This is a genomic window from Xenococcus sp. PCC 7305 (assembly GCF_000332055.1).
Taxonomy (GTDB): Bacteria; Cyanobacteriota; Cyanobacteriia; order Cyanobacteriales; family Xenococcaceae; genus Xenococcus.
In genome coordinates this window covers 1-17,909 of record NZ_ALVZ01000157.1, presented here as the reverse complement: position 1 = coordinate 17,909, position 17,909 = coordinate 1, and the positions used below count along the sequence as shown (strand labels likewise).

Below are 17,909 nucleotides of genomic sequence, written 5' to 3'. Positions count from 1 at the left end.
TGTCACAGACGTTGAAATAACAGACTATCACTAGGAAGAAATTCTTATGATTAATATACCTACGAATAGGCAACCAACTAGCCCAGGTGAAATGTTGAGAGAAGAATTTCTAGAACCAATGGGGTTGACCCCAGGGCTATTTCATTCTTGCCAAATCTAGAGAAATAAGGACTTAGGGACTTGGGGATTTGGGGACTTGGGGAAAAATACTCGCTCGATTTCCCTAATTCCCTACATCCCTAAATTCCCCACTATTAAATTTTACTGAGAATGAAACAGCCCTGGGGTTGACCCAACAACAACTTGCTGATGGAATTGGAGTGAGTTATCAAAGGATTAACGAACTTATCAACAACAAAAGAGGTATTCCCGTTAGTACGGCTTTAAGACTGGCTAAATATTTTAGGACGACCCCTGACTCAATACTTCTCGCTTAAAGATTGAATTTAAAAACTTAACAAGTTGGGACTTGGGGTTTTGGGGTTTTGGGGAATAATAATAGCTAAATTTCCCTAGTTCCCTAAGCGAGAAGTATTGACCCCTGACTTTTGGCTCAATATGCAGAGAGCTAATGATATTTATCAAGCACTGCAAAAAGAAGGAGATCAGATTGAAAATATTCAACCAATAGTTGTTAAATCTACTTAAATATAAGTTATATAATTAGGATAAGTCCAACATCTAAATCCGCTTCTTGCCAAATTGAGTCTCCAGTAAGAAATAGAGCCGAACTATCAAGTATGACTTTACTGTTGGACTGCATCACGACGACGCTCTTCTCGTAATTGTTCTACGAAAGAAATACCTTCGGGTAATTTTGCTTTTATTTCCTGTTTGAGAGCATAAATGACACTCTTTTGCTTCGTCAAGATGGCGACATCTCCATCCTCTTTCAGGATAAGTTCTTGACCCGCCTCAAGATTCCATTTTCTTCTTAATTCAGCAGGAATTGAAATTTTGCCATTTTCGTGGACTTTTACTGTGTATTCCATAATCTATTAAGGTCTCGTGTTTACCCAGCTCCGTGTTCTGGGCAAAGACGCCAAGGCGCAAAGGAAGTTTTTTTAGTTCTTATCTTAGTGTTATTCTCAAATTTAACAATACTCAAAATTAAGATAGAAAAACAATGAAAATTACTTTAGAATGAGTTCTTCTTTCACTTCAATATTAAGAGCTTTCTGAATCGCTAGCAGTTTTGTAAAACTTGCACTAGCGTACTTGTTACTTTCATCTCTTTGTACTTGTTGTTGCTTAACCTGTAAAATCTCTGCTAACTGAGCTTGAGTAAGCCCACGAATAATCCTTGCTTTAATAAGTGCTTCTGGTAATTGTTCAAAGGAATCTAGTTTTAAACTTGTTATATCACCTTTTTTAAGTTCTTCGTATTCTTTTACTTCTTCATAAAATTCTTCCAGTTGACTATTAACAGTATCAACATGAGCTTTGTGTCGCAATTGCTCATTAAGAGTTTCTGGGATTGGGCTGTTGTTAAGTTTAGCTAAAGCCTCTTCAAACTCTTTAATTTTTGTCTTAGTAATTCCATACTGGCGTTCGTTTAAAATCATTATTCATTAGTCATACGAGCTATTTAGAGAGATATCTCTAATATTCCCTTAGGATTCCCATTCCTATCTTTTCGGAAAAATTCTAAAAATGTTTGGCCTTGAGCATCTGCCATGGCGCTCGCTAAAAATAGCTCTCCTCCATATTTTGCCTTTTGTTTAGCGCGTTTGTTACTAAAATCTAATAACACTGGGTCAAGTTCTAATAAAATTTTGAAATCAACACTATCGTCTTTCCAGCACACATCAAAATCACCAGGACATTCCTTATTAGTTGCAAAACTGCCACCAATATAAATTTTGTCACATCCAGCATTCTTTAATATTTTGCAAGCATTTTTTAAGCCTTTAAATAGTTCTTGGCGGCGGGGATTAAAAACTAGAATTCTTCTAACCTCTTCCCAAGTGCTAGAGTAAATTCCTGGATGCAAATTTCCATTACTATCGAAGTTAGATAACGCCATAACGTGTATTTATCTTTCCACAAAAAAATATTCATAATACTTTCCAACTCGGATAGAGGCTATAAAATCGGTATGAAATCATTGCTTTCGACAAAAGTCTTATTTTGAGGAAGCAGATGTTTTTATAATACAACAAAATTGTTGTATCGAAAATAATTCAAAAGTATTAAATAATGAATAAATAATGTTGCAATGCTAGGAACAAGACTAAAGAATGGGGATCGAAAAAAGCGAATATCAACAACGCCGCGAACAACTAATGGCCAAAGTTGGCAATGGGACAGCGATTTTTCATAGCGCACCCATGGCGGTCATGCATAACGATGTGGAATATGTATATCGTCAGGATAGTGATTTTTACTATTTAACGGGGTTTAATGAACCAGAAGCTGTGGCAGTATTCGCACCCCATCACGAAGAACATCGCTACATTCTCTTTGTGCAACCCAAAGATCCTGAGAAAGAAACTTGGACAGGCTATCGCTGTGGAGTAGAGGCTGCCAAGGAAAAATATGGCGCGGATGAAGCTTATCCGATCGCAGAACTTGCAGAAAAATTACCCCAATATCTCGCCAAAGCCGATCGCATTTACTACCGTTTAGGAAGAGACGAAAAATTTAATAATAGAATATTAACTCTCTGGCAAAGACTGATGGCAGGCTATCAGAAAAATGGCATTGGCCCCACTGCGATCGCGGATACCAGAACCCTAACTTTTGCGATGCGCCTTGTCAAAAGTCCTGGAGAAATTGAGCTGATGCGTCAAGCAGCCAAAATATCGGCGCAAGCTCATATCCGAGCTAGAGAATATGCCCGTCCAGGAGTTTATGAATATCAAGTCGAGGCAGAAATCGAGCATACATTTCGCTTAGCAGGGGCAATGGGAGTTGCTTATCCGTCGATTGTGGCATCGGGTGCCAATGCTTGCGTGTTGCATTACATTGAAAATAACTGTCAGCTCAAGGATGGTGACCTATTGTTAATTGATGCGGGCTGTTCCTATGGTTATTACAACGGAGATATCACCCGCACTTTTCCCGTTAACGGCAAATTTACCCCCGAACAGAAAACTCTTTATGAATTGGTTTTAGAAGCCCAACTACAGGCGATCGCACAAGTAAAACCAGGGAATCCTTATAATGCAGCCCATGATACAGCTGTCAGTGTCTTAGTTGATGGCTTATTAGATTTAGGTTTACTTATCGGAGATAAAGAGGAAATTATCAAAGAAGAGAAATACAAACCCTTCTATATGCATAAGACGGGGCATTGGTTGGGTCTAGATGTTCACGATGTCGGATTGTATAAACATAACGAGGAAACCTGGCAAGCACTTCAACCAGGACATATCTTAACCGTGGAACCAGGAATCTATATTTCTCCCTATATCAAACCCGCCGAAGGACAACCTGAAATTCCTGACTGCTGGAAAGGGATTGGCATTCGGATCGAGGATGATGTGTTAGTTACCGACGATGGTCATGATATTCTCACTGCCGATGTTCCCAAATCAGTAGCAGAGATCGCTCACTAAGAATAGGAATTCAATATCTGGAGGCGCAACGCCTGCGCCCTTCACCTATAATAAACTTTGGTCATTGGGACAAAGAATAAAATAAATATTTAATAACGCATGATTTTTGCTACTTTAAAACAGAACAATATAATCAAACACACTATATCCCAGTTAAAAAATATTTTTACTAGACCTCGTTTACTAATTATTTCCCTTTGTTTAATTAGCCTATCTTGGATCTGTGCGCCTGCTGCCCTAGCTGGGATCAATGACGATCGCTACGATGGCAATGTCTATGTTGTCTATGCGGGGAATGGTTCTCTGGTGCCACCGCCCCTGGATTTGGCTGCCTCACGCGATCGCGAAATGCCTGTGATTCTTGTTTACTATATAGACGATAGTAGCGATTGCAAGAAGTTTTCGATTGTGGTTTCTCGAATGCAAAAATTCTATGGTCGCGCAGCGAGTATTATTCCTGTAACTGTAGATTCTATTCCTCTTAAAGCAAATTATAGTCCAGAAGAGCTGGGATATTATTACCACGGAGTAGTCCCTGAAACAGTTATTCTTGATGAGGAGGGCCAGGTTGTTTTTGATGGTCAAGGACAGATTCCCTACGAAGAGGTCGATGATGCTTTACGAGAAGTTTTTGATTTATTGCCCCGTTCAGAATCAGTAGAATTGAAGCGTCGTTCTTTCAATGAATTTAATTTTGAGTTAGTTAATTAATTAAGATTTTGATGCTACAAAGCCTGTACCATGAATAATTATTGGCATTTTGAAATCGTATTTTATGGTACCGAGAAGCAAAGCAGGTAGAGATCATAAGTCAGCAAAAAATGTTTGCACCGACTATACCAAAATTAATAAGGCTGATCTTTCTCCTATGTATCAGCATTACGTGGAGACGAAAGAAAAATATCCCCATGCCTTATTATTCTTTCGGGTAGGTGATTTCTTTGAATGCTTTTTCCAGGATGCCGTAACTATTTCCCAAGCATTAGAGTTAGTCCAGACTAGTAAAGAAGCTGGTATTGGTCGAGTTGCGATGACGGGAGTTCCCCATCATGCTCTAGAACGCTACAGTACTGCTTTGGTGAAAAAAGGTTATGCCGTGGCAATTTGCGATCAAGTAGAAGATGCCGCTACGGCTGCTGCTGAAGGCCGGAAAATGGTGAAACGGGAGCTTCAGAAGTTATTAACTCCTGGTACGCTCACTGATGATGGAATGCTCACTGCTCGGCGCAATAATTTCTTGGCAGCGGTGGTCATAACGGGAGAACATTGGGGCTTGGCCTATGCTGATATTTCGACTGGGGAATTTTCGACGACTCAATCTCAAGATTTAAGTAATTTGTCTTTAGAGTTATTGCGTTTGCAACCATCTGAGGTGTTGATTCCCACCAATGCTCCAGATATTAATGGGCTTTTGCGTCCAGGGGAACAATCGGAATATCTGGCTGATTGTTTGCCCGAGAGTTTTTGTTATTCTTTGCGATCGCAAAAGCCTTTTACGCTTGTAGAAGCCAAACAAAGATTAAAGGATAGTTTCAATGTTTCTTCTTTAGAAGGGATGGGTTGTGCGAATCTTCCCTTGGGAGTAAGAGCCGCCGGGGGTTTACTCGAATATGTTGAGGATACGCAAAAGGCTTATCAGGTTGCTTTACAGCCTCTAAAGACCTACAGCCTGGCAGATTATCTGATCTTGGATCATCAAAGTCGGCGCAATCTCGAAATTACCCAAACCGTGAGAGATGGGACATTTCATGGTTCTTTGTTATGGGCTTTGGATCGCACTGGTACGGCTATGGGAGGTCGAGCTTTACGGCGTTGGCTATTGCAACCTTTGATCAATCTCAAAGGCATTCATGCCCGACAAGATACGATCGCTGAGTTGGTGAGTAATAGTTCTTTGCGGCAAGATTTGCGGGCGATCCTCAAGAAAATTTATGATATCGAGCGTTTATCGGGCAGAGTTAGTTCGGGAACGGCAAATGCTCGGGATTTATTGGCCTTGGGGGAATCTTTAGTCAAATTAAGGGATATTGCAACTATTGCTTCCTATGGTACTTCGCCTTATCTAAAAGCTTTACAGAAAGTGCCTCCCCAATTGGAGGAGTTGGGTAAATATGTCATCGATAATCTGGTAGAGTCGCCACCGCAACATCTCAAGGAAGGGGGCTTGATTCGTGAGGGAGTCAATACGCAACTCGATCAGATGAAGGCAAGATTGGAAGAGGATAAAGAATGGTTGACCAATCTAGAAGTGACAGAAAGAGAACGCACGGGGGTAAGTCATCTCAAAGTTGGCTACAACAAAACCTTTGGTTACTACCTCAGTATGCCGCGCTCCAAGGCAAGTTTGGCTCCTGATAATTATCAACGCAAACAGACCTTAACTAATGAAGAAAGATATATTACTTCGGAATTAAAAGAACGGGAAACTAGGATATTAACGGCTAAGGATGATCTCTATGCTTTAGAGTATGAAATCTTTACCGAAATGCGCAATAAAGTGGGAGAGGAAGCAACCGCAATTCGGAGTATTGCTAAAGCAGTTGCCGCGATCGATGTCTTAGCTGGACTGGCGGAAATCGCAGTTTATCAGAACTATTGTCGTCCCCAAATGGTTACAGGAAGAGAAATTTTTATCTTGGAAGGTAGACATCCTGTAGTAGAACAATCTTTGGGTGATGGATTTTTTGTGCCTAATTCAACAGATATGGGTAACTATAGTGCTGATATCCCGCTGAATAATGGTGATAAATCAGAAATTAGTCCCGATTTAGTTATTTTGACCGGGCCCAATGCTAGTGGTAAAAGTTGTTATCTGAGGCAGGTCGGCTTGATTCAATTGATGGCACAAATTGGTAGCTTTGTTCCTGCGACGGAGGCTCAATTGGCTATCTGCGATCGCATTTTCACCAGGGTTGGAGCAGTGGATGATCTGGCGACAGGACAATCGACTTTTATGGTGGAAATGAACGAAACAGCAAATATTCTCAATCATGCCACACCGAAATCTCTGATTCTATTGGATGAAATTGGTCGAGGAACTGCGACTTTTGATGGACTCGCGATCGCTTGGTCAGTGGCAGAATATTTAGCGACCCAAATCCAAGCTCGTACTATTTTTGCGACTCATTATCACGAATTAAATGAGTTGGCTTCGATTTTAACTAATGTGGCTAATTATCAAGTTACGGTTAAAGAGATGGCAGATAAGATAATATTTTTACATCAAGTTTGTCCTGGTGGTGCGAGTAAATCCTATGGGATAGAAGCGGGAAGATTGGCAGGTTTACCGAGTTCTGTGATTACGAGAGCGAGGCAAGTGATGGGGCAGATCGAAAAGCATAGTAAGATTGCTTTGGGTTTGCGCAAAGGTATTCAACAAATTAGTCCTGAAAGTAGTAAAAATGGCAAGAAAAAGTCGGGGGAACTGATTGAACAATTGGATATTTTTTCTGATTAGTACATTAAACATTGAACATTCACCATTGACCATTGACCGTTGATCAACAGAAATTATTATTATCAAGTTAATGATTATGACTCAGACCTATTTTGAAAGAATTACTTTTGATCCACAAATTATGGGTGGAAAAGCTTGTATTCGAGGAATGCGAATAACTGTATCTCTTGTGCTTAGCTTAATTGCTAATGACATGGCAACAGAGGCAATCTTAGAAGAATACCCTGATTTAGAGGTAGAAGATATTAAAGCTTGTCTTCGTTATGCTGCTTTTTTGTCTAATGAGGAAGTTCATTCTTTAAGACCGATTTCAGTATGAAATTTTTAGCAGATATGGGAGTTTCCCAGACAGTGGTCAAAACTTTACGGGATAATGATTATGACGCTTTACATCTTCGAGAGCAAGGTTTACAGCGCCTTGCTGGTCCTTTGATTGTAGAGAAAGCAATAGAGGAGAACCGAATTATCTTAACTTTTGATTTGGACTTTGCTGATTTGTTAGCAATTGGTTCTTTGTCTTTACCTAGCGTCATCATCTTTCGCCTTCAAAAAACCAACCCAGCTTTTGTCTCTGCTCGGTTGTTATCAGTGATTGAGGAATGTGAACAGGCTTTGAATAGAGGGGCAATTATCATTATTGATGATAGCCGTTGCCGATTACGGCGACTTCCGTTGAATGGATAAGAGTAGAGAAATTTATTACAGTAGCAAAATAGAAGAAAGCTTATTCATCAAGTAAATCGCTAGCTTCCCTAGGAAAGAAACTGTCATCGAGAATATCAGTGAGGATATAAGGATATTGAGCAGGAAAAGTTTTATTGGGTAGATTTGTCTCTTTGATAGCTAAAATAATTGCCTTTTTGTGAGCACGCTCTAAGGCTTCTTCTAGATAGGGTTTCAGGCTCGGATTGTCTTCTAATAAATCTATTGTATAAAGGTGCTGAATCCGAATTGTTGCCAGCCAACTGCGACTTCGTTTTTGAGGTTGAAACTGCCATTTGAGTAGATGGGCAATGAGAAGACATAAGCGATTTCGCAATTCTTGGCGTTCCTGTCTCCCCAATGATTCAATCTCCTCAATTAAATTAGCTCAATCTAAATCTTCCCAACGATGGGCAGCGAGGATTGCTGCTTGTTGTTGTGTCCAACCATAGAAATTATGCTCGAAAAGTGGGAGGTTTTCGACTCTATTATTTGCAATGGTCTCTTGATTTAGAATATGTAGAGATGTTCGATTTCAATTGTTCTTTTATTTTTTAGTGCGATCGCTCTTGCCGCAACTGTCTTGATAATCAAGTGATCGCTCACAAGAAAAAGGATTAAATCCAGAAATTTTAGAATATACTCTATGTAAGTTGGTTAATAAGATATTATTTTGATGTCTAGTTCTCCCCAGCACTGCATCCCAATAATTTAGGCAATAAGATATCTGTTTGAGACTTCTTCTTATCTGCGTCAAACTCTTTCAAAATATCTTTTACAAGCCTATATGCTTCAAAAAGCGATATTTGTCCGTTTTCAACAAGTTGAATTAAGTCAGAAGCATCCTCTTCACTGATTAGATTAAGCTTTATCGGTTCTTCTAAGAAAATGATAAACCTAGTTTTATCGGTATCAGTTGTTTGAGACCTAGTTTCTTGATAGTCCATATCGCGCAGCATTTCCTCAAGCTGCTTGATCATTTGGTCGAGCTTACCATGTTGGTGAGCCTTAAATCTAACTGCTTGGGTTATTCCATAAGCCGCAGCTCCACCTGCTACTGACGCTCCAGCAACTAATACAACAGGAGCTGCAACTGCTATGCCAAAACCAGTGAGAGCCGTAACGCCAAAGCCGATTGGGGCTACACTTGCACCAGCAACAGCCGCAACAGCTCCTGCACCTGCCATCCCAGCCCCAGCAATACCTAAATCAGCTAAGATTTGATACTTAGCTGATGGATTCTTTTTTAGTTTCGAAATAAGTTCTAAGATTTTCTTTTTACTCAACTTCTTATCTGGTAAGTCCATAATATTTTTTCTCTAACTGCCGGTTAATATAATTAAACAAATACTTGACTGTAATCACTGAAATCAAACTCATCTTTTATAGAGTTAATAATCTGACTAAAAAAGTTAAAGAAGTCTTTTACAACTTGTTTCAAACTTTCACTAATCTCTGGATATTTTTTGTCAGACATCTCCCCGAAAACAACCCCAGCTATGGGTGCTGCAAACATAAGAGGGACAAAAATTGTTTGACAGAGTTTTGCTATCAACAAGGCTAACTTTGCGAGTAGACCCCCAATAAGCTTCCATTTCGCTAATGCTGGTATAAGTGAAAATAAACCCTGAATTGCTACCCCAAGAGCATAAGTTGTAACAAGACCCACTGCTAAACCTGCAATTTGCAATGGATGCTCTGCTACATATTCGAGTAACTTTATAACTATAATTTTACCAATAGCAACGACTTTACCAGCAATCTTGGATGTGACTTTTTGAATCTTCCTTAGGATTTCTACAACCTCGTTAGGTAATTTAAAGTCTTTTATTTGTGAGTAAAACTCATAACTGTTCTTCGCTTTAGCTTGCTTATCGAGAATCACGAGCTTTAATCTAGCTTGAGATGGAGACAGTGAAGAAACCTTCATGAATATTACCTTAGTATTACTTTTATATAAATATTATCGCTCAACAAAATAGAAGTTGGTATAGCTTACAATAGCAACTTAAGTTCGGCAGGATCTATTGAGTAGAGCAATATTTCCGCAAACTACGGACAAATTTCAATTCTTTCTTGCTCCTCATCAGTAATTATCAATAGTCTAATTCTACGGAAGATCTGATTAGTTTTTTCGATTTTCTACGATCTAGGTAAATATGAAAAAATCTACTAGAATAGGATGGCGCAGATGCTAAAGCTTATTCAGAAAAACAAGTCAAAGAAGCTATAAGGAGAGTAAAAGATGAATCCTAAATATCAAGTTAATATTGCCTGGAGTCAAGAAGATGAATGCTATTTAGTCTATCTTCCCGACTTTGCAGATGAAATTATGCAGCCTGTATCTCACGGAAATACTTATCAAGAAGCACTACAAAATGGATTAGAAGTAATGGAAGAGTTAATCTTAAACTTACAAGCTACAGGTCAAGCTTTACCGATCGCGAAACTAATTTCTGTTTAAAATGAGTTGAGATAATTAGTATCTGGTTTAACGCGATCTAGAATCTTTCTCCTTAAGCTAAAGCGATCGCATTGCCTAAAAATCTTAATCGCGATCGCGTTTTTTATTCTTCTTTAACGATAGCTAGACGCTCTTAATTTCTCACTGAGTTTATTCCTTTCTTGGTGCGCGTTCCTTAGATGAGGGAACCTCTTCAGGGTCGCACCGCTTTTGACTTTTAACTTCCGCCACGTCAGTTCGACGAATTTTCCTTTTGATTAAATTTCCCAAGTTGAACAACGAAGTAATAGGCTTTTCTCTAGATCCCCAAATCCCCAAATCCCTAAGTCCCTATTCAGAACTAGTAAATTTTGTACTCATCGAACTCAGGTTGTTCCCGATTCCCTGTTCCCCAAAGCCTAGATTTAACGTACATTGCAAGGCCAAAAATTGCCACATAACCTAACGAAATTTACTCCAAAACATAGTTAGAACATAATATTTAATAAATGTCATAATTTTCCAGACTTCTTGTTGATAAAAAGATCGCTGTTTGTCTTTAGTAGATTTAAGAAAATTACTTTTCTGAAGATTTTTTAAACTATCATTAATCAATTCTACTTCAGAACGCTTATTAGCTATCTCTTGAGATTTTGGCGGTTTGGGCAAACTAATAAAAGGTTGAAATTTCTTTTCATACTCCGACAAAGTTTCGAGAGCTTCTTGACTAAATTGCGTAAAATAATTATTGACAGCTTTCTCCTGGGCTCTTAATAAACTATTTTCATATTCCAAAGCTGATTTTCTGCTTTTCGCCTTTCTAGCAAAAATATTCCGCAATTTGCTACCAAAATTTTCTGTTTCATTATCTGGCAACTCAACTGTCGGAAAACGCGGAAAAGTAATATCCAATTTTTGGGGCAAATTTTCATTTAACTCACTACTAATTCTCCCAATTTGTCTTTCGATTGCTTGCTGATAGATCAAAAGATCTTTTTTAAAACAATTTTGCTTCCAAATATGAAATTTAGATTCTTGAAGTGATAGCAAAGCTTCAAAATAATAACTCGTTTTAAGATTAGAAAGATTTAACCAATTGCGCAAATTTTTGACACTAGTTTTAAACTCTTGCATCAGTAATTTTTCCTTGCTTTCTACTGTAGCTAGAGCAATACGATTATCTTTTTCTAAAATAGCTATTTCATCAGTAATCAGTTGAGCTTTAGTTTGCAAAGCTTGTTGAACTTGCTCAGTGATAATCTTGGCGCGAGGGCATCTGGCATGAAAAACTTGAGATTTTTGAAATGAATATATAGTGTGCAGAGCAGCTTCAAATCTAACTAAACCAGTATTAACCATAGCGTGGAGCTTGTTCTTTTTTTTTGCCCTTAGAGCTGGCAAAGCATCAACTCGATAAAGACTATTGAGGCGATAAAGTAGATCTGTTTGAAAATCTAATTTAAAGTCATTGGTAATAACTTTAGCTTCGTCATAAACATTGCGAATATCCTGCCGAGTCCTTAGTTTATTCATCCAATTCATTACGAAAATCACATTTCTCATACCTCTTTTGATTAACCATTGATTCAGAATATCTTGTTCTGTTAACGTAAATAATTGTTGGGCATGTAAGATCTGGATTACTAAATCAACTTGCAACAGTTCATTCTGTACTAATTTATTTTGTGCTTCAGTATCATTAATCCCCGGTAAATCTAACAACTCAATACCTCTTTTGAGCAAAGGGTGGGGATAGAAAACCTCTACCGAAACAACATCTTGGCGAATATTGCCCTGTTTATCCAAAACTACATATTCTTCAAGGATTTCGACAAAAGAACTCTTGATAACTTCTCCCGAAGCGAAAGTGATCCAAATTTTGAGTTTCTTGCCATATTTAATTCTAATTGCCGAGCCCGTAGTGCGAATACATTTTGTGGGCATCACATCTCGACCCAAGATGGCATTTAACAAAGTCGATTTACCAAAATTAAAAGGAGCAACCACTCCAATCCGAAAAGCAGAATCTACTAATTGCTGACAGACAGTTTCAACATCAGATATTAGTTGAGCATCTGATTTTGGATCGAGCAAAGAAGCAGCCTGTCTGAGATTTTTGGTGAAATTAACTGTAGATTCCATCTGGATTTTATTGGTTCAATTTGTATTATATTGTTTATATTCTCCAATTATTTCTTGACTTTTTGCCGTGAGACGAGTTTTTATATTTTCTAATCTTGTTTCTTCCAAAGAAAAATTAACTTGATGTTGTTGTTTTTGACTAATTAAATTGTTTAGGGAAACTTCTAAGCTGGTAATATCATTTTTTATGAGTTCGACCGTGTCATGCCAAGAATCAAACTGGCTTTTAATATGATTATTAAGCACAGAAAGTTTCTGTTTACTTAAAATCTCTGGTAGCTGAGCTTCTAGTTGTTGCTTAATTGCCTGACTAAATTTATCTTGTTTGAGGTCATTACCCCAAATCCAGCCCCAAACACCGACTCCGATCGCGCTAATTACCCCTACACCAACTGCTACCCATCCTACAGGAGTAATCGACAACGCCGCAACAACCCCCATCGTACCACCAACGATCGCCCCTCCAGTCGTGGTTCCCGCGAGCACCCAGTTATTACTATCATTGCTATTTGTCCCTTGTAGCTGGATCTCCTCGGGAGTTTGAGGAACATAATCAGATTTTGCTTCATCTAAGACCACATCATATTGGGTTACCAAAATACTTTGCACGATTTCTTTATGCTGAAGATATTGTTGGAGATTATTATGAAAAACAATTTTTAACTGATCGTTTTTGATATTGATTTTTGCCTGAGATTGCTCATTCCATTCCTGGAACTTGTCTTGCATAAATTGATAAATTTTTTCCTGAATTTCTTTGGTAAAGCGATCGCGATCTTGCTTAGCAATTTTATCTATGTTGGGTAAATCTAGAGAATTGCGAGTAAAATTCTGGCAGGCATTAGTAAAATATTTCTGATAGGACTCGACTATTTCCTTCGCCGATTGTTCTTGGATTTGATTTACTTGTTGCTCTAGAGTCGAACAAATTTTTTTCATCGCCGCAAAATAAGGTTGGGCTTTTTGTTCTTTTTCGCTCAGGGTAGTAATATCATCTTGAAGAATAGCTAAACGCTGCTCAATAATTTGGCTCACCAATTTAGAAACTTGTTGAGTTGTTTTCACTGGTTGCGCTATTTTACAATTTAATCTCTCATATTTTAAAAAGTTGCTCAATTCTGTCGTAAATTCGGGGAAGCCTGTGCCCTGAAAAGCTTTTCTTCTTTTAATATTTTTGAGGGCATTTCTCGCCGAAACCGTAAAAATTCTTTGCCCCCAAAGCTGTTCGATGACTTCTGGATCTTGATGCAGAGTTTGGGCCAAATTAATTACAAAAGCTTCTTTGATATCTTGTTTGTCAGCTTCTTCGACATCATCCCATTTATTAATGAGAAAAAAGATATTTTCGACATTTACTTGGGCATCCAGAAATTTTTGTAAATAGGCTTTGTCTGTGAGGCTTATTTGATCATTAGGATCGAGAATGAAAATAATTGCTTCGCAGTTTTTTATATAAGCAAAAGCTTTTTCATTTTCTGTTTCTGAATTATTTAATCCCGCCGTATCAATAAACTCAACTTTTTTGGCTAATAAAGTAACAGGAGCTTCTAAGCAGGCATAGTTAATCGTCCCAATCAAGTGATTAATCCATTCTTCTGCCAATTGCGATCGCGCAGAAAGACGATCTAATCCCTCTCGAACCAATTCTTTGAGTCGAGTTTCTTTGTATTTCTTTTCCGCTTTTTTGACTTTGCGAGAACTATGAGTATGTTTCTTATTAAAATCAGCTATACTAATTTCTTCTTTGACATTATCGTCATAATATAATGTCATTTTCTGCTTTTTCCCATACCGAATCAATGTCGGAATGGCGGTAGTCGCCACTGCTCCTTCGGGCAATAACTCTTCCCCCAGCAACACATTAATGATGGTACTTTTTCCTCTGTTTTTATCGCCAATCACTAAAAAGCGAAATACTTTACTTTTTAATTTATCTCTTTCTCTTTTTAAAGTCTCAATATAATTTTCTATCCCTAAGGCTCCTGAATAATATTCAATATCTGCTTGACTCTCCGCTTGAATTAGAATGCCAATAACATCCTCAATCTTATCGACAAAATGTTTGTAGACATTCGTGGCTGATACTAAATTTTGAGTGGGATTTTCGTTCATAAGAGACAATGGAGAATTGAAAATTGAAAATTAAAAATTGAAAATTACTAGTGGACGTAGGCGTAAATAAGCTATCTATCAACGAGGAGTAAAAAGCTGATGTATCAAGACTTATTACTCATTACTTATTACTTATTACTTCTGCGCAGCGGCACTAGGACTTATCTCGATGTTCCATAGATTTTAGCGCAAGATATTTTAGAGATATGTTTTGAAGAATTGTTAACAAACCATTAGAAAACCTAACAACCGAAAATGCTAACAACATTAAAAAACAGAAGAATCAAACTATCCATCCTCACCAATAACCCCATCCTCCTCTGGTCAGGCAAAAGCACCAGTCGTAACTTCCCTGCCAATAAATACCCCTTCCGCCCCAGTAGCCACTTCCTCTACTTTGTCGGCATCCCCCTGGAAAATGCCGTAATTCGCCTCGAACAAGGAAAATTAGAATTGTTTTATGACAACCCCACGATCGCAGCCAGCCTCTGGCATGGCCCACTACCCACCCGAGACGCGATCGCAGATCTCATCGGAGCAGACCAAGCTTATCCTCTAGCTGAACTACCCGCCAAAATTCAAAATGCTGCGACAATTCCCGTCCAGGACTTTGCCACCTATAAACAACAATGCCAACTACTACAACGAACTATCCCCCCCAGTAACCAACTAACAGGAATCGACCTAGAACTAGCAACCGCAATCATAAAACTAAGACTCTCCCATGATACAGACGCGATCGCCCAAATCAAAGAATCTGTGGCCGTATCCGTCAAAGCCCATCAAGCAGGAATGCAAGCCACTGCAAACGCTCAGACAGAAGCCCAAATACGTGGGGCAATGGAACAAGTAATTATTGCCCATGACATGACCTGCGCCTATAACAGTATTGTGACAATTCAAGGAGAAGTCCTACATAATGAGCAATATCATAATCAATTAACCCCTGGAGATCTCTTGCTCGCAGATGTCGGAGCTGAAAACACTCGGGGTTGGGCTGCCGATATTACTCGTACTTGGCCCGTTTCTGGCAAATTTTCCCCTACTCAGCGAGCCATTTATGACCTAGTTTTAGCAGCTCATGATACTTGTATCGCCCAGATGAAACCTGGGGTAGAATATCGCGAAATTCATCTACTCGCAGCCAAGATCATTGCTAAAGGCTTAGTAGATTTAAATATCCTAAAAGGTAATCCTGATGATTTGGTAGATAGAGATGCCCATGCCCTATTTTTCCCCCACGGCATTGGTCATCTATTGGGATTAGATGTTCATGATATGGAAGACCTGGGCGATTTAGCTGGCTATGAAAGAGGTAGAACGAGAAGCGATCGCTTCGGCTTAGGTTATCTGCGTTTAGATCGAACTCTGCGATCGGGTATGGTAGTGACGATCGAGCCTGGTTTTTATCAAGTTCCAGGTATTTTAAATAATAGTGATTTACGCGATGAATATGATGATGTCGTGAATTGGGAAGTTTTAGCTCAATTTGCCGATGTTAGAGGAATTCGGATTGAAGATGATGTGCTAATTACCGAATCTGGAACGGAGATTTTAACAGCTGATTTACCAAATACAGCCCAGGATATTGAGAGTTTGTTACAGTTTAGTTGCTAAATCAATATCAAAAAATTGTAATTTAGAGTTAACAATCTACGTCATCTTCTGGCACAATTTGATCAGACCTTTAAGTTATTTTAAGTGATTCAGCACTAATTAAATACTAATATTTAATCTCTTATGCGTATTGCCCTGTTCACAGAAACCTTTCTCCCCAAAGTTGACGGTATTGTTACTCGCTTGCGTCATACGATAGAACATTTAGAGCGCAACGGCGATCGCGTTTTGGTGGTAGCTCCCGATGGAGGGTTAACAGAATATAAAGGCGCACAAATTCATGGTGTTCCTGGCTTACCTCTTCCCTTGTATCCCGAATTGAAACTCGCTTTGCCTTCGATGGGAACCAAAGATATTATCGAAAAATTCAATCCCGATCTCATTCATGTCGTCAATCCAGCAGTTCTCGGCGTTAGTGGAGTCTATTACGCTAAGAACCTAAATATTCCCCTCGTTGCTTCCTATCACACCCATTTACCTCAATATCTACAACATTATGGTCTAGGAGCTTTAGAAGGAGTACTTTGGGAATTACTCAAAGCAATTCATAACCAAGCCCAACTGAATCTATGTACATCCTCAGTAATGGTGGAAGAATTGAAAACTCATGGCATCGAAAACGTGGATTTGTGGCAACGAGGAGTTGATACAGACATGTTCCAGCCCCATCTCAAGTCAGCTCAGATGAGAGCCAGACTTTCCCAGGGTCATCCCGAAAGTCCTCTTTTACTCTATGTCGGTCGGGTTTCGGCTGAAAAACAAATAGATCAAATTAAGCCTGTTTTGGAGGCAATTCCCGAAGCTCGTTTGGCGATCGTGGGAGACGGCCCTAATAGGGAGGCCCTAGAGGCTCATTTTGCAGGAACCAACACCAATTTTGTTGGCTATCTACAGGGTTTAGAATTAGCTTCTGCTTTTGCTTCTGCTGATGCTTTTGTCTTTCCTTCTCGCACAGAAACTTTAGGATTAGTTTTATTAGAAGCCATGGCGGCGGGTTGTCCTGTAGTGGCGGCTAATTCCGGAGGAATTCCTGATATTGTCACCAATGGGGAAAATGGTTTTATGTTCGATGTCAATGATCCCGATGGTGCCATTACCGCAACCAAGAGATTATTAGAAGCCCAAACAGAACGAGAGCAACTGCGAGCAAACGCAAGAAAAGAGGCTGAAAGATGGGGCTGGGCCTCAGCTACCAGGCAATTACAGAGTTATTATCGCGATATAGTCAATCCCGAAATGTTATCCTCAGCGGCTTAACATCTCATACGAAGTCGCGTTCTAAAGTATAATTTTGCATTTCGCGCAAAGACGTTTACCCAGCTTCGTGTTCTGGGCAAAGGCGCAAAGGGAATTAAAAATGATCTTACGTCTATGAACGCAGGTTAGTGTCAGGCAAGAATTTGTGGAATTGCGATTAAAGAATTAGAGCTTATGTTAATCGCATATTGGAATAATAGTTATGTACATAATTGAGAAAAAAGTCGGTATCTTTGTTCATTATCTAACTCTTTCAGGGAAGTTCCAACCAGGAATCGAGAAAGCACGCCAATTTTCCTCTTTAGAAATGGCAAAAGTCATGGCGACAACTCATGGAGGAGAGGTTCGTCCATTAAGTTAATGTGAGTTCGATAAGTACAGAATTTACTAGTTCTGAATGGGGATTTGGGGATTTGGGGAAAAGCCTATTACTTCGTTATTCAACTTGGGAAATTTAGTAAAAAAAATTTGTTGAACTGACGCTAAGTGAATAATCTTAATAATTGTCCTGGACTGTCCTGAACAACCTGAGTTCGACAAGATGAAACCAAGACCATACGCGATCGCTAAAAAATAAATTGCGCTCAGCAAAGCTTGGCGCTTTGTGCGTCATGAGATT

Annotated in this window: 16 protein-coding genes and 2 pseudogenes; 10 read left to right on the top strand and 8 right to left on the bottom strand. The window is 39.0% G+C overall.

The genetic code is table 11. The features are described 5' to 3' along the window. Positions 1-281: 281 nt before the first annotated feature. A pseudogene (locus XEN7305_RS09965) lies at positions 282-419 on the top strand (transcriptional regulator); the annotation flags it as partial. A gap of 327 nt (positions 420-746) precedes the next feature. Here XEN7305_RS09965 and XEN7305_RS09960 read toward each other — a convergent pair. The 3 genes from XEN7305_RS09960 to XEN7305_RS09950 form a co-directional block, all read right to left on the bottom strand. Next, complete coding sequence (locus XEN7305_RS09960) at positions 747-992, bottom strand: AbrB/MazE/SpoVT family DNA-binding domain-containing protein (protein ID WP_006509280.1); 246 nt, start codon at positions 990-992, stop codon at positions 747-749. A 141-nt stretch (positions 993-1,133) separates the two neighbouring features. Next, positions 1,134-1,565: a helix-turn-helix transcriptional regulator gene (locus XEN7305_RS09955; RefSeq protein WP_006509279.1), complete on the bottom strand. Its 432-nt coding sequence runs from the start codon at positions 1,563-1,565 to the stop codon at positions 1,134-1,136. 23 nt (positions 1,566-1,588) lie between these two features. Continuing rightward, complete coding sequence (locus XEN7305_RS09950; RefSeq protein ID WP_006509278.1) at positions 1,589-2,026, bottom strand: hypothetical protein; 438 nt, start codon at positions 2,024-2,026, stop codon at positions 1,589-1,591. Positions 2,027-2,240: 214 nt separating this feature from the next. On the opposite strand from XEN7305_RS09950, the gene XEN7305_RS09945 reads away from it, so the two are divergent. The 5 genes from XEN7305_RS09945 to XEN7305_RS09925 all read left to right on the top strand — a co-directional run bounded on the left by XEN7305_RS09945 (position 2,241) and on the right by XEN7305_RS09925 (position 7,701). Next, positions 2,241-3,560, top strand: coding sequence for an aminopeptidase P N-terminal domain-containing protein (locus XEN7305_RS09945; RefSeq protein WP_006509277.1), 1,320 nt, complete (start codon positions 2,241-2,243; stop codon positions 3,558-3,560). Positions 3,561-3,659: 99 nt separating this feature from the next. After that, on the top strand, positions 3,660-4,271 hold the full coding sequence (locus XEN7305_RS09940; RefSeq protein WP_006509276.1) for a thylakoid membrane photosystem I accumulation factor: 612 nt from the start codon (positions 3,660-3,662) through the stop codon (positions 4,269-4,271). 64 nt (positions 4,272-4,335) lie between these two features. Next, on the top strand, positions 4,336-7,017 hold the full coding sequence (gene mutS / locus XEN7305_RS09935) for a DNA mismatch repair protein MutS (RefSeq protein WP_006509275.1): 2,682 nt from the start codon (positions 4,336-4,338) through the stop codon (positions 7,015-7,017). Positions 7,018-7,093: 76 nt separating this feature from the next. After that, positions 7,094-7,336 (top strand): DUF433 domain-containing protein, encoded by a 243-nt coding sequence (locus tag XEN7305_RS09930; protein ID WP_040897366.1) that lies wholly within the window; start codon positions 7,094-7,096, stop codon positions 7,334-7,336. Next, the gene (locus XEN7305_RS09925; protein WP_006509273.1) at positions 7,333-7,701 is read left to right on the top strand and encodes a DUF5615 family PIN-like protein; all 369 of its coding nucleotides are present in this window, start codon (positions 7,333-7,335) and stop codon (positions 7,699-7,701) included. The genes XEN7305_RS09930 and XEN7305_RS09925 overlap by 4 nt, the downstream gene beginning before the upstream one ends. A gap of 40 nt (positions 7,702-7,741) precedes the next feature. Here XEN7305_RS09925 and XEN7305_RS09920 read toward each other — a convergent pair. The 3 genes and pseudogenes from XEN7305_RS09920 to XEN7305_RS26585 all read right to left on the bottom strand — a co-directional run bounded on the left by XEN7305_RS09920 (position 7,742) and on the right by XEN7305_RS26585 (position 9,649). Further along, positions 7,742-8,236: pseudogene (locus XEN7305_RS09920) on the bottom strand (DUF29 domain-containing protein). A 163-nt stretch (positions 8,237-8,399) separates the two neighbouring features. Next, a complete protein-coding gene (locus XEN7305_RS09915) occupies positions 8,400-9,026 on the bottom strand; it encodes a hypothetical protein (protein ID WP_006509271.1) in 627 nt (208 codons plus the stop codon). A gap of 32 nt (positions 9,027-9,058) precedes the next feature. Beyond that, positions 9,059-9,649, bottom strand: a complete 591-nt coding sequence (locus XEN7305_RS26585) for a hypothetical protein (protein ID WP_006509270.1) — start codon at positions 9,647-9,649, stop codon at positions 9,059-9,061. 315 nt (positions 9,650-9,964) lie between these two features. Between XEN7305_RS26585 and XEN7305_RS09905 the strand changes: the two genes are divergently transcribed. After that, on the top strand, positions 9,965-10,183 hold the full coding sequence (locus tag XEN7305_RS09905; RefSeq protein ID WP_006509269.1) for a type II toxin-antitoxin system HicB family antitoxin: 219 nt from the start codon (positions 9,965-9,967) through the stop codon (positions 10,181-10,183). A 441-nt stretch (positions 10,184-10,624) separates the two neighbouring features. Here XEN7305_RS09905 and XEN7305_RS09900 read toward each other — a convergent pair whose 3' ends face one another. After that, the gene (locus XEN7305_RS09900; RefSeq protein ID WP_006509268.1) at positions 10,625-12,304 is read right to left on the bottom strand and encodes a dynamin family protein; all 1,680 of its coding nucleotides are present in this window, start codon (positions 12,302-12,304) and stop codon (positions 10,625-10,627) included. Between the two features lie 15 nt (positions 12,305-12,319). After that, complete coding sequence (locus XEN7305_RS09895; protein ID WP_006509267.1) at positions 12,320-14,416, bottom strand: dynamin family protein; 2,097 nt, start codon at positions 14,414-14,416, stop codon at positions 12,320-12,322. Between the two features lie 255 nt (positions 14,417-14,671). Between XEN7305_RS09895 and XEN7305_RS09890 the strand changes: the two genes are divergently transcribed. The 3 genes from XEN7305_RS09890 to XEN7305_RS29310 all read left to right on the top strand — a co-directional run bounded on the left by XEN7305_RS09890 (position 14,672) and on the right by XEN7305_RS29310 (position 17,651). After that, complete coding sequence (locus XEN7305_RS09890; RefSeq protein ID WP_006509266.1) at positions 14,672-16,033, top strand: aminopeptidase P family protein; 1,362 nt, start codon at positions 14,672-14,674, stop codon at positions 16,031-16,033. Between the two features lie 123 nt (positions 16,034-16,156). Next, complete coding sequence (locus XEN7305_RS09885; protein ID WP_006509265.1) at positions 16,157-17,290, top strand: glycosyltransferase family 1 protein; 1,134 nt, start codon at positions 16,157-16,159, stop codon at positions 17,288-17,290. Positions 17,291-17,492: 202 nt separating this feature from the next. Further along, positions 17,493-17,651 (top strand): hypothetical protein, encoded by a 159-nt coding sequence (locus tag XEN7305_RS29310; RefSeq protein ID WP_006509264.1) that lies wholly within the window; start codon positions 17,493-17,495, stop codon positions 17,649-17,651. Positions 17,652-17,909: the final 258 nt, after the last annotated feature.

Excerpts from the sequence above, each read along its gene's own strand:
- XEN7305_RS09915 (WP_006509271.1), bottom strand. The coding sequence starts at position 9,026 with ATGGACTTACCAGATAAGAAGTTGAGTAAAAAGAAAATCTTAGAACTT.
- XEN7305_RS09885 (WP_006509265.1), top strand. The coding sequence starts at position 16,157 with ATGCGTATTGCCCTGTTCACAGAAACCTTTCTCCCCAAAGTTGACGGT.
- XEN7305_RS09950 (WP_006509278.1), bottom strand. The coding sequence starts at position 2,026 with ATGGCGTTATCTAACTTCGATAGTAATGGAAATTTGCATCCAGGAATT.
- XEN7305_RS09960 (WP_006509280.1), bottom strand. The coding sequence starts at position 992 with ATGGAATACACAGTAAAAGTCCACGAAAATGGCAAAATTTCAATTCCT.
- XEN7305_RS09905 (WP_006509269.1), top strand. The coding sequence starts at position 9,965 with ATGAATCCTAAATATCAAGTTAATATTGCCTGGAGTCAAGAAGATGAA.
- XEN7305_RS26585 (WP_006509270.1), bottom strand. The coding sequence starts at position 9,649 with ATGAAGGTTTCTTCACTGTCTCCATCTCAAGCTAGATTAAAGCTCGTG.
- XEN7305_RS09890 (WP_006509266.1), top strand. The coding sequence starts at position 14,672 with ATGCTAACAACATTAAAAAACAGAAGAATCAAACTATCCATCCTCACC.
- XEN7305_RS09925 (WP_006509273.1), top strand. The coding sequence starts at position 7,333 with ATGAAATTTTTAGCAGATATGGGAGTTTCCCAGACAGTGGTCAAAACT.
- XEN7305_RS09895 (WP_006509267.1), bottom strand. The coding sequence starts at position 14,416 with ATGAACGAAAATCCCACTCAAAATTTAGTATCAGCCACGAATGTCTAC.
- XEN7305_RS09955 (WP_006509279.1), bottom strand. The coding sequence starts at position 1,565 with ATGATTTTAAACGAACGCCAGTATGGAATTACTAAGACAAAAATTAAA.
- XEN7305_RS09945 (WP_006509277.1), top strand. The coding sequence starts at position 2,241 with ATGGGGATCGAAAAAAGCGAATATCAACAACGCCGCGAACAACTAATG.
- XEN7305_RS09900 (WP_006509268.1), bottom strand. The coding sequence starts at position 12,304 with ATGGAATCTACAGTTAATTTCACCAAAAATCTCAGACAGGCTGCTTCT.
- XEN7305_RS09940 (WP_006509276.1), top strand. The coding sequence starts at position 3,660 with ATGATTTTTGCTACTTTAAAACAGAACAATATAATCAAACACACTATA.
- mutS (WP_006509275.1), top strand. The coding sequence starts at position 4,336 with ATGGTACCGAGAAGCAAAGCAGGTAGAGATCATAAGTCAGCAAAAAAT.
- XEN7305_RS29310 (WP_006509264.1), top strand. The coding sequence starts at position 17,493 with ATGTACATAATTGAGAAAAAAGTCGGTATCTTTGTTCATTATCTAACT.
- XEN7305_RS09930 (WP_040897366.1), top strand. The coding sequence starts at position 7,094 with ATGACTCAGACCTATTTTGAAAGAATTACTTTTGATCCACAAATTATG.